This window comes from Bacillus sp. LR_5 (assembly GCF_042709275.1).
This window is the reverse complement of the sequence record NZ_JAVAXX010000059.1, coordinates 14,590-28,632: the sequence shown is the minus strand read 5'-3', so window position 1 is coordinate 28,632 and position 14,043 is coordinate 14,590. Positions and strand designations below refer to the sequence as shown.

General features: G+C 45.8%; 15 protein-coding genes. 9 read left to right on the top strand and 6 right to left on the bottom strand.

Translation table 11 applies throughout. From position 1 onward, the window contains the following. Both RAC86_RS14530 and bstA read left to right on the top strand, forming a co-directional pair. The coding region (locus RAC86_RS14530) for an acyltransferase family protein (protein WP_377885828.1) at positions 1 to 958 on the top strand (958 nt) is incomplete at its 5' end. 134 nt (positions 959 to 1,092) lie between these two features. Further along, a complete protein-coding gene (gene bstA / locus RAC86_RS14525) occupies positions 1,093 to 1,629 on the top strand; it encodes a bacillithiol transferase BstA (RefSeq protein ID WP_072182497.1) in 537 nt (178 codons plus the stop codon). Here bstA and RAC86_RS14520 read toward each other — a convergent pair. Together RAC86_RS14520 and RAC86_RS14515 are read right to left on the bottom strand one after the other, a co-directional pair. After that, a complete protein-coding gene (locus RAC86_RS14520) occupies positions 1,626 to 3,182 on the bottom strand; it encodes an MFS transporter (protein WP_072565964.1) in 1,557 nt (518 codons plus the stop codon). The genes bstA and RAC86_RS14520 overlap by 4 nt on opposite strands. 112 nt (positions 3,183 to 3,294) lie before the next feature. Beyond that, positions 3,295 to 3,777 carry a MarR family transcriptional regulator gene (locus tag RAC86_RS14515; protein ID WP_014113095.1) on the bottom strand — a complete coding sequence of 161 codons (483 nt, stop codon included), beginning with the start codon at positions 3,775 to 3,777 and terminating at the stop codon, positions 3,295 to 3,297. A gap of 171 nt (positions 3,778 to 3,948) precedes the next feature. On the opposite strand from RAC86_RS14515, the gene mprF reads away from it, so the two are divergent. Next, positions 3,949 to 6,519 (top strand): bifunctional lysylphosphatidylglycerol flippase/synthetase MprF, encoded by a 2,571-nt coding sequence (gene mprF, locus RAC86_RS14510; RefSeq protein WP_072565965.1) that lies wholly within the window; start codon positions 3,949 to 3,951, stop codon positions 6,517 to 6,519. 17 nt (positions 6,520 to 6,536) lie between these two features. Here the strand turns inward: mprF and RAC86_RS14505 are convergent, their stop codons facing one another. Then, positions 6,537 to 7,514, bottom strand: a complete 978-nt coding sequence (locus tag RAC86_RS14505) for an ABC transporter substrate-binding protein (protein WP_072182500.1) — start codon at positions 7,512 to 7,514, stop codon at positions 6,537 to 6,539. A gap of 130 nt (positions 7,515 to 7,644) precedes the next feature. On the opposite strand from RAC86_RS14505, the gene RAC86_RS14500 reads away from it, so the two are divergent. The 4 genes from RAC86_RS14500 (at position 7,645) to RAC86_RS14485 (ending at position 11,339) form a co-directional block, all read left to right on the top strand. Further along, positions 7,645 to 8,646, top strand: a complete 1,002-nt coding sequence (locus RAC86_RS14500; protein WP_072565966.1) for a FecCD family ABC transporter permease — start codon at positions 7,645 to 7,647, stop codon at positions 8,644 to 8,646. Continuing rightward, entirely contained in the window at positions 8,643 to 9,674 is a 1,032-nt protein-coding gene (locus RAC86_RS14495; protein ID WP_072565967.1) for a FecCD family ABC transporter permease, read from the top strand. The genes RAC86_RS14500 and RAC86_RS14495 overlap by 4 nt, the downstream gene beginning before the upstream one ends. Before the next feature lie 112 nt (positions 9,675 to 9,786). Beyond that, complete coding sequence (locus RAC86_RS14490) at positions 9,787 to 10,668, top strand: PhzF family phenazine biosynthesis isomerase (RefSeq protein ID WP_072182503.1); 882 nt, start codon at positions 9,787 to 9,789, stop codon at positions 10,666 to 10,668. A gap of 86 nt (positions 10,669 to 10,754) precedes the next feature. Continuing rightward, the gene (locus RAC86_RS14485; protein ID WP_014113101.1) at positions 10,755 to 11,339 is read left to right on the top strand and encodes a nitroreductase family protein; all 585 of its coding nucleotides are present in this window, start codon (positions 10,755 to 10,757) and stop codon (positions 11,337 to 11,339) included. Between the two features lie 39 nt (positions 11,340 to 11,378). Here RAC86_RS14485 and RAC86_RS14480 read toward each other — a convergent pair whose 3' ends face one another. The 3 genes from RAC86_RS14480 to RAC86_RS14470 form a co-directional block, all read right to left on the bottom strand. After that, positions 11,379 to 11,570, bottom strand: coding sequence for a YfhD family protein (locus RAC86_RS14480; RefSeq protein WP_014113102.1), 192 nt, complete (start codon positions 11,568 to 11,570; stop codon positions 11,379 to 11,381). Between the two features lie 66 nt (positions 11,571 to 11,636). Continuing rightward, entirely contained in the window at positions 11,637 to 11,747 is a 111-nt protein-coding gene (locus RAC86_RS14475; RefSeq protein WP_003223230.1) for a YfhE family protein, read from the bottom strand. Between the two features lie 55 nt (positions 11,748 to 11,802). Further along, a complete protein-coding gene (locus tag RAC86_RS14470; RefSeq protein ID WP_072182505.1) occupies positions 11,803 to 12,714 on the bottom strand; it encodes a TIGR01777 family oxidoreductase in 912 nt (303 codons plus the stop codon). An 88-nt stretch (positions 12,715 to 12,802) separates the two neighbouring features. Between RAC86_RS14470 and recX the strand changes: the two genes are divergently transcribed. Together recX and RAC86_RS14460 are read left to right on the top strand one after the other, a co-directional pair. Then, positions 12,803 to 13,594: a recombination regulator RecX gene (gene recX / locus RAC86_RS14465; protein ID WP_014113104.1), complete on the top strand. Its 792-nt coding sequence runs from the start codon at positions 12,803 to 12,805 to the stop codon at positions 13,592 to 13,594. Positions 13,595 to 13,603: 9 nt separating this feature from the next. Then, positions 13,604 to 13,918, top strand: coding sequence for a YfhH family protein (locus RAC86_RS14460; protein ID WP_014113105.1), 315 nt, complete (start codon positions 13,604 to 13,606; stop codon positions 13,916 to 13,918). Positions 13,919 to 14,043 lie beyond the last annotated feature (125 nt).

Below are 14,043 nucleotides of genomic sequence, written 5' to 3'. Positions count from 1 at the left end.
TCGCACACTCCTGATGTTCAGCACGCCCGCTTTTATTTTCATCTCTGAATTTTTACTGGCCCGGTCTTATCCTGACGGGGTGCCGGACGGTTTTTTGAAGAAGCGGGGGAAAGTGATTTTCGTTCCTTTTTTATTTATCGCGGCTATCGATGCGCTACTGATGACCAGTGCGATGGGGGGAGAGATAACCTTTCTTGCGTTTGTGCAAAAGTACCTGGCGAACGTATTCTTAGGAAACTTTATCGGATACTTCATTCTCGTCATCTTTCAATTTTACATTCTGCATATGATATTTCATGAGTATCTAAAAAAAGCATCGCCCAAATGGGTGCTGTCCATCTCATTTGTGGTGACAGCTGCTTATTTAAGCTATTTCTCAGCAGTCAGTCCGGCTCCTGCTTCTGAAGAGGGCGGGTCGTTTCCGTTCTTCTGGGTTCCGTTCGCAGGCTGGCTTTTCTACTTTTGTCTTGCCTACTATTGCGGTAAAGAGTACAAGCGCTTTTTATCGCTGCTGAACCAACACCGCTGGGCGGTATACGGCGCCGCAATTGCTTCTGGTGCGCTCGTTGTCACTGTTTCTTATGTCGGCGAAATCGGCATGATCAGCTCAAAACGGCCTGATATCATGCTGTATTCAACAAGCATGATTTTCCTGTGCTTTCACTTGTTTTCTAAAATAAAGCAAGTGCCGAAAATCATGATGTTTATCAGCAACTATTCCTTTTCGATTTATCTGCTCCATGCTTATTTTATGATCATAGGCTACGTGCTGCTTTTAAATATGCCCGAAATACCTGCCGTACCGGCTGTTCTCCTGTTGTTTGCCGTGTGCACAGCCGGCCCGATCCTCACCTCATGGGCGCTGAATAAGTTCAAATACGGTTATTTATTTGTAGGGAAGATCTATCAGCCAAAGCAGAAGAAGGTAACAGTCGAAGTGCGTGATCACGCAGGGTGAAAAACAAGCGGCAGGAGAGATGCTCCTGCCGCTTGTTGTATGTTTTTTTACTGTAGAACTGATTAAATCATACAGTACGCACAATCTTTTTCTTGTAAAATAAAGGAGAAGATTGAAAAGAAGGGGGAACATGCATGGCAACAGACAACCTAAGCTACCCAATAGGAGAATACAAGCCGAGGGAATCCATATCGAAAGAGCAAAAAGATGAATGGATTCAAGCGCTTGAAAAAGTGCCTGCCAAACTGATGCAAGCTGTAGAAGGCATGACGGACAGCCAGCTGGACACACCGTACCGAGACGGGGGATGGACCGTTCGGCAAGTTGTTCACCATCTGGCTGACAGTCATATGAACAGCTATATCCGTTTTAAATTGAGCTTGACGGAAGAGACACCGGCCATCCGTCCATATAATGAAAAAGCGTGGTCTGAGCTAAAGGACTCGAAAACAGCAGATCCGAGCGGTTCACTCGCGCTATTACAGGAGCTTCACGGGCGATGGACGGCTCTTCTCCGCACTCTGACGGATCAGCAATTTCAGCGCGGATTTTACCATCCCGATACAAAAGAGATCATGACCCTAGAGAACGCGCTCGGGCTGTATGTCTGGCACTCACATCACCATATCGCTCATATTACGGAGCTTTCCAAACGGATGGGGTGGTCTTAACGCTTTTGCCGGCGGAAAGCCGGAAGACTGATAGCAGCAATCACCAGGAGTGAAATCATAGCAGCGGCGGCATATAAATGATCATAGCCGCTGGCGATACTCGCATGAATGGCATCGCTTATCGCGGTTTTGACTTCAGGCACGGGAATGCGTTCGATTTGTTCTTGTAAAGAAGAAACATTAGAACTGTCGATCTCCGGAATCATTTGCATCGCCTTTTCTGAATGTCCGCTGTCCGATAAGCGGCTGCTGATCTCATCACCTATTTGATTAAACCCGGCTGTGATAAAGCCTGCATAAAGAGTAGGCGCCAAGGTCAGGCCAATTTGCCTTACCAATGAAAGCGTGCCGAGCGCTGTGCCCTTATTGGTTTTAGCCGCCTCTGATACAAGGACGTTCAGCGGCGCGCCTAACAGAAAGCCAAAACCGATCCCAGCTACCACACTTGCGATCACAAACTCCCATTTCTCCGTCACCCAGAGCGGAAATAAAGCAAATCCCGCACATGAAATGATTCCCGAAAGAACAACGGTTTTCACCGGCCCTTTTTTGTCGGTGAGCGCTCCGCCAAGCCAAGCGCCGATGCCGGAAGCTAACGCAAGCGGTGTCATCCAATAGCCTGCTTTTGCGGCAGGGACATCCAAATACTGCTCAACATATGACGGGATAAAAATGACCGCCGCCAAGAGTCCCCCGGATAACAAACCGATGATAAGCGTGCGCTGAAACATGTGATTCCGCAGCAGAGAATACGCCAAAATCGGATCGCCCCCGTGCATTTCAACCCTCTTTTCAAACGAGATAAGCGCTGCAAAACAGAGAATGCCAAAAACAATACACCCATAAACCTCCGGATTTCCCAAGCTGTTTAAAAGATTTGCCCCGTCAAGATTCGTCATGCCGTACATCACAGCTAAAATCGACAGGGACAGAAGGAAGATTCCGGCCGTATCGAGGCGCTTAGCCTCAGGCGCTTTTGTTTCCGCAATAAAACATGCACCGAAAACAACCAATAATACCGCAATCGGCAAATTAATTAAAAACAGCCAATGCCAAGAACCGGTCCAATCAAGGAGAAAGCTTCCGATATTCGGTCCGAGCACAGCGGCCATCCCGTTCATCGCGCCAAGCAGCCCGAGTGCTTTTCCCTGTTTTTCCTTTGGAAGGGTAGCGAGAATGTGAGAGCTGCCGATAATGAAAATCCCGCCGCCCCCAAGCGCCTGAATCAGCCGTGAGATCAGAAAGAGCGGGAAGCTTTGGCTCAAAGCAACAAGCAAAGAACCAAGTCCGAACAGGCAAACCTCAATCAGGAAAAGTTTCTTTCTGCCGTAGCGATCGGAAAGCTTTCCGACGATCGGCACACTGACGCTTAGGCCAAGCGTATAAAGGGTAATGCCCCATGATCCCCAGGAAGGAGAAACGACAAACGACTCGTTTATCGTTGTTAAAGCAGCAGAAATAATTCCGTTATCCAGCGCAGCCATAAACACACCAATCGTAAACAGGCTGATCGCCCACTTTTGGCTTTTCTGCTCTGTCAATGCTTCAGACATATTCATCAACCCCTTTTTAGTTCACTTCAAATATATTATTCATTTTAAGTGAACTAAATGTCAAATAAAAAAAGCCTGCCACCGCGCTTTGCGGATGACAGACTTACAGATTTTATTCATTTTTCGCTTTCTCTAATGCTCTTGAAAGGATAGACAGCCCTTCGGAAACAGCCTGCTTTTCTTCAGGGGACAGCAGCTCCAATGAACGCTTCAGTTTCAGATGGCCCTTTTCATAAAGCCCCCGAAAAATATTTTTTGCATTCTCCGTCAACTGAACAACGACTGAACGGCGGTCCTCTTCAGAATGTGAGCGTTTGACAAACCCTGACTTCTCAAGGCGGTCAAGCAGTCCTGTTGTATTGGACAGGGAAGCCCCCATTTTTTCTGCAATGTCGCTGACCTTCAGTGTTCCATGGTTGTTTAATAGCATTAGCACTTTCATTTGAGGCATGCTCATATCAAGCTTCATCCACTCGGACACATCACCGAGACCGGCAGAGGTTAGTACTTTCATATAGAGCACCCATATTTCCCGTTCCTCAGATGAAAGAATGTCTTCGTTTAATACCGTTGTATCATGTAGATTGTATTCCATTTCATCACTTCCTCATCATTCACTCCTCTTACCATATTACTCGATTTTCACTCCTGAAAGAAAGTGAGCAGAAACCGCATGCGGGACTTTGTCCGAAAAATAACGGTAGTGTATAATGAGTTGGAGATTATTGGGGGAGAAGATCGAACTAGATTATGATTGGAGAGACCATTGCTGATTAAAAAGAATGCTTTATCAATTTTAAAAATCGTTTTTCCTATTGCTGTTTTATTATTTGTTATTTATCAATCGAAAAAAGAACTGACAAATCTGTCATTCAAACGCACGCTCATGGTCATCAACGGGCTTGAGCGAACGGACTTATTCATCCTTGTATTGATCGGCTTGCTGGCTGTTGCAGCCATGTCGCTGTATGATTACGTCCTGAAATACTCACTGCGCCTATCGATCACAAACGGAAAGGTATTCAGGGTTTCCTGGATCGCCAATTCATTTAATAACGTCCTCGGATTCGGCGGATTAGCCGGAGTCGGGTTAAGAATGATGTTTTATAAAGAGCATACGAAAGACCATAAGGCGCTCGTCAAAGGAATCGCCTGGCTTACATCATCTATGCTGCTCGGATTATCAGTTTTCAGCATTTTCGTCGCCGCACGAGTGCTGCCAGTGGATGAAGTGATTAATGAAAAGCCTTGGCTGTGGGCAGTCGTTATCGGTTTCGCACTGATTTTGCCGGTATCTTTGGCGGTGGCCAAAATAAAAAGCCGCAAAGGCGGAGACGAAGAGAATGCGGATAAAGTGAAAAATCCGATTTTCGCTTATATCGGCGCTTCCGTTGCCGAATGGCTTATGGCTGGAATCGTCATCTATCTGTCATTGTTCGCTATGGGCATTCATGCTGATATCAGGTATGTGTTCGGAGTGTTCGTCATTGCGGCGATCGGAGGAATGATCAGCCTCGTGCCGGGCGGCTTCGGCTCGTTTGACCTTTTGTTTTTGCTCGGGATGGAGCAGCTTGGCTATCATCAGGAGGCTATTGTTACTTCTATTGTTTTATACAGGCTCGTCTATTCATTTATCCCATTCGTTTTGGGACTGTTCTTTGCTGCCGGCGATCTGACCGAAAATACAATGAAACGGCTCGAAACGAACCCGCGTATCGCACCGGCAATTGAGACGACAAACGTTTTGCTTATCGTACAGCGGGCGATATTAGTGAAAATTTTGCAAGGTTCACTTTCGCTTATTGTGTTCGTTGCAGGCCTGGTTGTCCTGGCTTCAGTATCCCTGCCGATTGACAGGCTGACCGTTATACCGCACATTCCGCGCCCAGCGCTTTTGCTGTTCAACGGCCTGTCCTTAAGCTCAGCGCTCATTCTGCTGATTTTGCCGATCGAGCTTTATAAACGGACAAAACGCTCCTATACGATGGCCATTACAGCGCTTGTCGGCGGCTTTGTGTTCAGCTTTTTAAAAGGACTTAACATCAGTGCGATATTCGTTCTGCCGATGATTATCGTATTGCTAGTGCTTTTGAAAAAACAATTTGTCCGAGAACAGGCATCCTATACGCTGGGCCAATTGATATTTGCTGTGGCGCTGTTTACCGTGGCACTCTTTAACTACAATCTGATCGCGGGCTTTATTTGGGACCGGATGAAGAAGGTGTTGCGCCACGAATATTTCGTCCACAGCGATTCTCATATCACGCATGCGACGATCATGGCGATTATCATCGTGCCGCTGTTCTTCTTCATATTTACAATGGTTTATCATAAGAAGACAAAACCAATCGGGGAAAAAGCTGATCCCGAACGCCTTGCTGCGTTTTTAAATGAAAAAGGCGGCAACGCGCTGAGCCATCTCGGCTATCTTGGAGATAAGCGGTTTTATTTTTCAAGTGACGGAAATGCACTTCTTCTGTTTGGAAAAATCGCCAGAAGGCTGGTCGTGCTCGGCGATCCGTCAGGCCAAAGAGAATCGTTCCCGCTTGTGCTGGAAGAATTTCTGAATGAAGCGCATCAGAAGGGATTCAGTGTTCTGTTCTATCAAATTGAACGAGAGGACATGGCGCTGTATCACGATTTTGGCTATAACTTCTTTAAGCTGGGCGAGGAAGCCTATGTGGATTTAAACACGTTTACCCTGACAGGGAAGAAAAAAGCCGGCCTTCGGGCAATCAATAACCGATTTGAGCGGGAGGAATATACCTTCCATGTGGATCATCCCCCATTTTCTGATGCGTTTTTGGAGGAACTGAAACAAATCTCAGATGAATGGCTCGGCTCGAAAAAGGAGAAGGGATTCTCGCTCGGATTTTTTGATCCCTCATATTTACAGAAAGCGCCGATTGCCTACATGAAAAATGCAGAAGGAGAGATCGTTGCATTTGCAAATGTCATGCCGATGTATCAGGAAGGAGAGATATCGGTCGATCTGATGCGCTACCGCGACGACGCCCCGAACGGCATTATGGACGCATTATTCATCCGCATGTTTTTATGGGCGAAGGAGGAAGGCTGCACGTCGTTTAACATGGGAATGGCGCCCTTGGCCAATGTCGGCACCGCCTTTACATCCTTCTGGTCAGAACGATTTGCCGCTGTCATTTTTAATAATGTCAGATACATGTACAGCTTCAGCGGGCTCAGGGCCTTTAAAGAAAAATACAAACCGGAATGGCGCGGAAAATACTTGGCGTACCGGAAAAACAGATCTCTTTCCGTCACCATGTTCCTCGTCACGCGGCTGATCGGTAAAATAAAAAAAGACTCCGTCTAACCAGACGGAGTCTTTTTTTATTTCGTTTTTAAGAAATAGGTTTCAATATCATCAAGCAGATAGTTTGCGGCTTTAATTCCGCCTGCGGTTGTCCATACGACGTCATCGACTTCATGGGCGTTACCTGATTTCACGGCCTTCAGGTTTTTCCATAATGAACTGCTTGTCCACTGATTTGCCCATTTTTCATTTTCTTTTGCATTATCGGCTTTATATGTGAAATAAAAAAGCACATCGGCATCCATATCAGGAATGGACTCTTTACTGTCAGTTGAGAACGTAAATTGGTCCTTCTGTTTCTTGAACAGCTCCACTTGTTTTTCAGGGCGTTTGAAGCCAAGCTGGTCTAAAATAATCCCCGAGAATGAATCGGTATAATAGATTCTTGACTCGCCGGATAAAAAGCGTACGACAGAAACTGTTTTGTTAGTCTGGTCGCCAAGCTTGCCTTTCAAATCAGAAACGCGTTTATCAAAATCAGCAATGACTTCCTTGCCTTTGTCCGCCTTATTTACCGCGTTGGCGTATAGAGTCAGATTATCTTTCCAGTTCCCAGCCAAAGATTCAGCGAAAACGGTTGGCGCAATCGCATGAAGCTGATCATAAATTTTTTCCTGGCGTACTTTGTTGCCAATAATCAAGTCAGGCTTTAGTTCTGCGATAGCTTCCACATTCGGTTCCGTTTCAAGACCGACGTTTTTAACACCTTTCATGTCATCTTTCAGATAGTCATACCACGGGTCGCCCTTCCATGATTTTACGGCTCCAACCGGCTTAATGCCAAGCGCTAAGAGCGCCTCTGTTCCTTCGTTTGTTAAAACCACAATCCGTTTTGGATTGGCGGGAATGTTGTCTGATGTCCCCATTGCATGTTTAACCGTTCTGGTTTTGCTGCTTGATCCCGCGTTGTTGCTTGAACTTTCTGAACTATTACAGGCAGAAAGCACCGTAACGGCCATTAAAAATACGAATAGCATGCTGATATGCTTTTTCATCTTTTTCCTCCCGATATTGAAATTCATTATCATTTAGATCATAATAAGCAGTGTTAAGAGTGTCAATCCCTAATTAAGGATTATTCTCAAAAACAAAGATTACATAGTAAATAACTAGGAGAATTAGATCATGATCTGCAAAAAGGCATCTTCAAAATGGATTGTGTTAGTATGTCTGATTTTGATTTTACTGGCGGCTGTTTGCGCAAGCATCGTTTACGGCTATACAGGTACGTCATGGGGACAGGTCTATCAGGCGTTTACTTCCTTCAACGGAACAAATGAGCATGTCATCATCAAAGACGTCAGGCTTCCGCGTGCTTTGGTTGCCACAGTTGTCGGCGCCTCGCTTGCAACCGCGGGCGCTCTCATGCAGGCGCTCACAAAAAATCCGCTTGCGTCACCAGGCATTTTCGGTATTAACGCCGGTGCCGGCTTTTTTATTGTTGCCGGCTCATTTTTTCTGCATATTCAATCAACTCAGGCACTGGTATGGAGCTCGTTTCTCGGGGCAACATTTACTGCCGCGATCGTCTATGCCGCAGGCTCTCTGGGAAGGGAAGGGCTGACGCCAATCAAACTGACGCTGGCGGGAGCTGCCATGGCGGCCATGTTTTCTTCTCTGACACAAGGCTTGCTTTCTGTCAATGAACTCGAGCTTGCTCAAGTGCTTTTTTGGCTGACCGGCTCTGTGCAGGGCAGGAGTCTGGATCTGCTGATGACAATGCTCCCATATGCAGCCGCATCGCTTTTGGTCAGTTTCTTTCTTGGCCAAAAAATCAATCTCCTCGTTATGGGAGAAGATGTGGCAAAAGGACTCGGCCAAAAAACGGGCCTGCTGAAATTTGTGATGGCGCTTTGTGTTGTCTTGCTTGCCGGATCTGCTGTCGCCATTGCCGGGCCGATTTCATTTATTGGCATCATTATTCCGCATTTTGCCCGATTTATCGTCGGTAATGATTATTGTTGGGTTCTGCCGTTTTCCGCTGTTTTGGGTGCGATTTTGCTTGTAGCTGCGGATATCGGGGCGCGATATATCATTATGCCTCAGGAAGTTCCTGTCGGGGTCATGACAGCCATCATCGGTATGCCTGTGTTTGTGTACATCGCAAGAAGGGGGGCAAAACTATGAAACTTCGTTTTGGCATTACCGCTGCTGAAAAGAAAGCATGGATCGTCTTTTTTGTTTTACTGGGATTAACAGCGGTCGTACTGGTGATTAGCGCCGGTCTCGGACAACGGTTTATTCCTCCCTGGGATGTAGCAAAAACATTCTTTGGTGCAGGTTCAAAGCTGGATGAGCTGATGATCATGTCATTCCGTATGCCAAGGATTTTGACCGCTTTATGCGCCGGCGTCTGCCTGGCGGCGGCAGGCGCGATATTGCAGGGGCTCGTCAGAAACCCTCTCGCATCTCCGGATATTATCGGAATAACGGGAGGAGCGGCGGTAGCAGTCGTGCTTTTGATGATGTTCTTCTCAGACCGCAGCAGTTCACTTACGATCAGCCTGTCATGGCTTCCGGCGGCCGCATTTATCGGCGCCTCAGCTGTTGGACTCATCGTCTATTTACTGGCATACAAAAATGGCGCCTCCACGTTTCGGCTGGTGCTTATCGGGATCGGATTTTCAATGTCGGCGCAGGCGCTGACTACCCTGCTGATGATTAAAGGCCCAATTTACAGAGCGTCACAAGCCAATGTGTATATTACAGGGTCAGTTTATGGGTCAAACTGGCAGCATGTAAAAATAGCTATTATCTTATCTGTCATTCTCTTATTTACTTGTTTTATCGCGCTAAAAAATATGAATATACAGGTACTGGGCGAAGATATTGCGGCGGGTGCGGGAAGTGCCGTGCAGCGAAATCGTTTTTTCTTGCTCCTTTTGAGTACGGCTCTTACGGGCTGTGCGGTTTCGGTTGCCGGCACAATCGGTTTTGTCGGGCTGATGGCGCCCCACATTGCAAGGCGCCTCGTCGGCTCGTCTTATGGAGCGCTGCTCCCAGCGTCGGCGCTCATCGGGGCATTGCTCGTCTTAACAGCTGACATCGTCGGCAGAACCTTATTTGCTCCGGTGGAAGTGCCCGCTGGCGTCTTTACAGCAGCTATCGGCGCACCTTATTTTATTTATTTGCTCTATAAAACGAGAAACTCTTGATTGTTACTCCCATTTTCTAAAAAAGAAAATGGGTTTTTTGTTAATAACTGAAAATTCATAATCATTTTTGCTATACTGACAGAGACATTGATAAAGAAAGGGCGGCAGACAAGTGAAAGAAATAGAGGTATTAAAATATGAAGCATTTACAAGCAGTCCCGACAAAGGAAACCCCGCAGGTGTCGTATTGCATGGAGACGATTATACTGAAGAAGAGATGCAGATCATAGCTGAGCGTGCTGGATATTCAGAAACCTCCTTTATCCGGAAAAGCGAGTCGGCTGATCTTGAACTCCGTTACTTTACCCCTGGACACGAAATGAATTTGTGCGGTCATGCAACAGTTGCTTCTCTTTACGCATTATGTGAAAAAGGAATGCTGGAGAGCGATAAAACGTACAGCATCCAGACAAAAGCCGGTATCCTGCCTGTGAAGATTTCTGAAAAAGACGGCCGCATTCATATCACGCTTGAACAGGCTTCTCCGCAATTCAAACCATTTACAGGCAATCGGAAAAAACTTGCGGCCGCATTGGGAATCACGGAAGAGGATTTTCATGAGGACCTTCCGATTGTATTTGGCAGCACTGGCATATGGACAGCCATCATTCCGCTTGCATCATTAGAGGCCTCCAAAAAAATGGTGCCCGATAACAAACAATTTCCGGAAGTGTTAGTAGATCTGCCAAAGGCTTCAGTCCACCCGTTTACCTTTGAAACCGTTCATCCTGACAGCGACCTGCATGGGCGCCACTTTTCATCCCCATATTCAGGAACGATAGAAGACCCTGTGACGGGCACAGCATCCGGTGTGATGGGGGCTTATATGAAACAGTACGGCAATACCAAGCAGCGTGAATTTATCATTGAACAAGGGCAGGAAATCGGGAAAGACGGAAAAGTGGAAATCGAAATTAACGAAGAAGGCGATCATGTGAAAGTGAACATGACAGGAACGGCTGTATACTCAGAAACCCGTATTCTTAAAATCTAATACAGATGATGGTTTACAAAAAGATACACTTTCCGTTATCATTATGAATGATAATCATTTTCAATTGCTTAGGAAGGTGAGATGGTATGCCTCAATCCGAACAGATAGATCAACATTCAGCACTGCGGGACATCATACGCAGCAGAAGATCGATTCGAAAATTTAAACAAGAGCCAGTGCCTTCAGCAGTCATTCTTGACATGCTTGAAACGGCAAAATATGCGCCAAATCACAGAGTGACAGAGCCATGGAGATTTATTTACGTTTCCAGTGAAACAGGAAAAACAAACCTGATCAACACATTTGCAGCATTCTCTAAGAAATCCAAGCCGGATATGACAGAGGAAAAGCTTCAAAATTTCAAAAACACACTTGGACGCGTCCCCGGATTTCTGCTCGTCGTGTTTCAAGAAGATGAAAACGAAAGAGCGCGAGACGATGATTTTGCGGCAACCAGCTCATTGATCCAAAATCTTCAGCTTCTTGCCTGGGAAAAAGGAATCGGCATGGTTTGGAAAAGCGGAAAAATCCTTTACGACAAAGAAGTGCATCAGGCCTTTGGTTTACAGGATAATGAACGATTCGCCGCCATCATACAAACGGGCTATCCTGACGAAGCACCAGAAGTGAAAAAACGCACGCCGATCCGTGAACGGTTCACCGACATGTAAAAAACCCCCTGTCTCAAACGGAGACAAGGGGGTTTTTCATTAACGATTTTTCTTTTTCGCTCTGTTGTCTGCTGCTTTTGCACGCTCTTGCGCTTCGCGGTCATCCGCATCAGCAAGCTCGCTTGAATATTCTTCGTAAACGCCGTCAGTTTCCCTTTTTAATGCGTCGGGAACTTGAGGAAGCTTTTGTTTGTTTTTATCACGGTTTTTGTGGATATGATTTCTGCCCATATCAAATTCCCCCTAAAAAGTGATATCAAACAAACATAGTATCTGGCATAAAGGGGCTATGTATTCCTATTTCCGCTTAGCAGCTTTTTCCGCTTTTTTAAATTCGCCTGAATAAAGAACTTCTTGCATTTTCTTCAGGTTGGCGCCTTGCTGATGCTTCTCCCTCTTCTTTTCCATAAAAAAGGACCTCCTTCAACCATGTTATTCTTAAGGTTGACGCTTCCTTCCGTTTTTATACAGTCTTTCGGACCGTTATCAGCTGTGAGAGTGCAAATTCAAGGTCCGAATATGTAAAACGAAATCCAGAGATCATCGCTTTTTTAGGCAGAGCGCGCTGTCCTTTCACAATCAGAAGACTCATTTCACCCAATGCTTTAGATAAAAAGAATTCCGGGACAGGGAGCCAGTACGGGCGATGCTTCACCCGTGCAATCGTTTTTCCGAATTGTTTCATTTCCACGGGATTGGGCGCAGTGACATTCATGGGTCCTGAGATGCCGGTGTTTTCGATCGCATATAAGATCAGCTGGGCAGCGTCCTCGACGTGAATCCATGACAGCCACTGTCTGCCCGTTCCGATCGTTCCGCCGGCCAGAAGCTTATAGGGAAGAACGATGAGCGGGAGAGCGCCTTTTTCCCCAAGCATCACGCCAAATCTCGCATAAACTGTCCGGATGCCCATCGCCTCAATTTTCTGTCCTTCCTTTTCCCACAAATGTGCAGTATGGCTGAGAAAATCCTCATCTGACGTTGCAGAATCCTCTGTGAAGGTTTTCTCAAGACTAGTGCCGTAAATGCCCACGGCACTGGCTTGGATCATCGTCTTCGGTTTTTCCTGCTGTTTATCAATAAGCCGCTGGACTTCACGCGTCGCATTGATACGGCTGGAGAGAATGTGCTGCTTCGTTTTTTCTGTCCAGCGGCCAAAAATCGATTTTCCTGCAAGATTTACCCAGACATCAATATGAGGAAGTTCCTGCTCCGGCGCAGCTCCTTCCGTCAGCCATTGGACATATGTGATATTTTTTTGTTCAGTTTCCCTTGCGTTTCTTGATAAAATATAAACATGGTGTCCCTGACGGGTAAGAACGCCCGTCAGATGCTGGCCGAGAAAACCGGTTCCGCCCGTCATTGCTATATTCATGAACATCTCTCCTCATCGTTCTAATAAATATACTGTACCTCATTTTAATAAAAGAAAACGCGTTTCAGGGCTGAGAAGGGAGATTAAGATGCCATTTATCACAAAAATTTCAACGCAAAAAAAGAATACGGAACGCTTCAATATCTTTCTCGATGAAAAATACGCTTTCAGTGTAGACGCGGACGTACTTGTGAAATTTGAGCTTAAAAAGGGAAAAGAACTTGATGACCTTGACATCATTGAGATTCAATACGGTGATGAAGTGAAAAAAGGCTTCAACCGTGCGCTTGAATTTTTATCCTACCGAATGAGGTCAACGAAAGAGGTAGAGGACTATTTAAAGAAAAAAGAAACCCCGGCCCCTGTCATAGCGGAAGTCATCCATAAGCTGAACGACTATAAATACTTAAACGACCAGGAATTTGCCGTAGCCTATGTCAGCACCCACAAAAAAACGAATGGAAAAGGTCCTGACGTTTTGTTCAGAGAGCTGAGAGCGAAGGGAATCGGCGACGATACAATTAAGGAGGCGCTGAGTTCCTTTTCCTTTGAAGATCAGACGAGAGAAGCGGTCAAGCATGTTGAAAAGCTTCTCAAAAAGGATAAAAAACTTTCAACAAAAGAACTCAAACAGCGCGCCCAAATGCAGCTGCAGCGCAAGGGCTTCTCATTTGATGTCATCAGCGCGGCGCTGGAGCAGATTGAATATGAAAATGATGAAGACACAGAGAAAGAAGCGCTGCGCCTTCACGCGGAAAAAGCGTTTAGAAAATACCGCTATGACGGCTCATATGAAAGCGCCATGAAGGTCAAACAATTTTTATTCCGTAAAGGATTCTCACTCGATTTAATCGAGCAATTTCTGCAGGAAGAGGAGTAGCTGAAAAAAATGGAGAAACGATACAGTCAAATGACACCGCACGAACTCAATACCGAAATCGCATCACTTTCAGAAAAAGCAAGAAAAGCCGAACAGCATGGAATCATAAACGAACTGGCAGTGCTCGAACGGAAAATTACGATGGCAAAAGCATATTTGCTGAACCCGGAAGATTTCACACCGGGAGAAACGTATCGTGTGGAAGACTCTGAAGACGAGTTTACCATCAGCTATTTAAATGGCGTTTTCGCATGGGGATACAGAACTTCGTCCCCACAACAAGAGGAAGCGCTGCCAATCTCAGTATTGCAAGAAAAGAAATAAGCGTAACAAGGAGGCTGAATATCAGCCTCTTTTTATGTGCAGCACATTTACACGAAATCTTAAAGAAAAAATCATTGAATTCACTCCAAAAATCTTTTAAGATGAAACTCGTTGTTTTTTAAAAT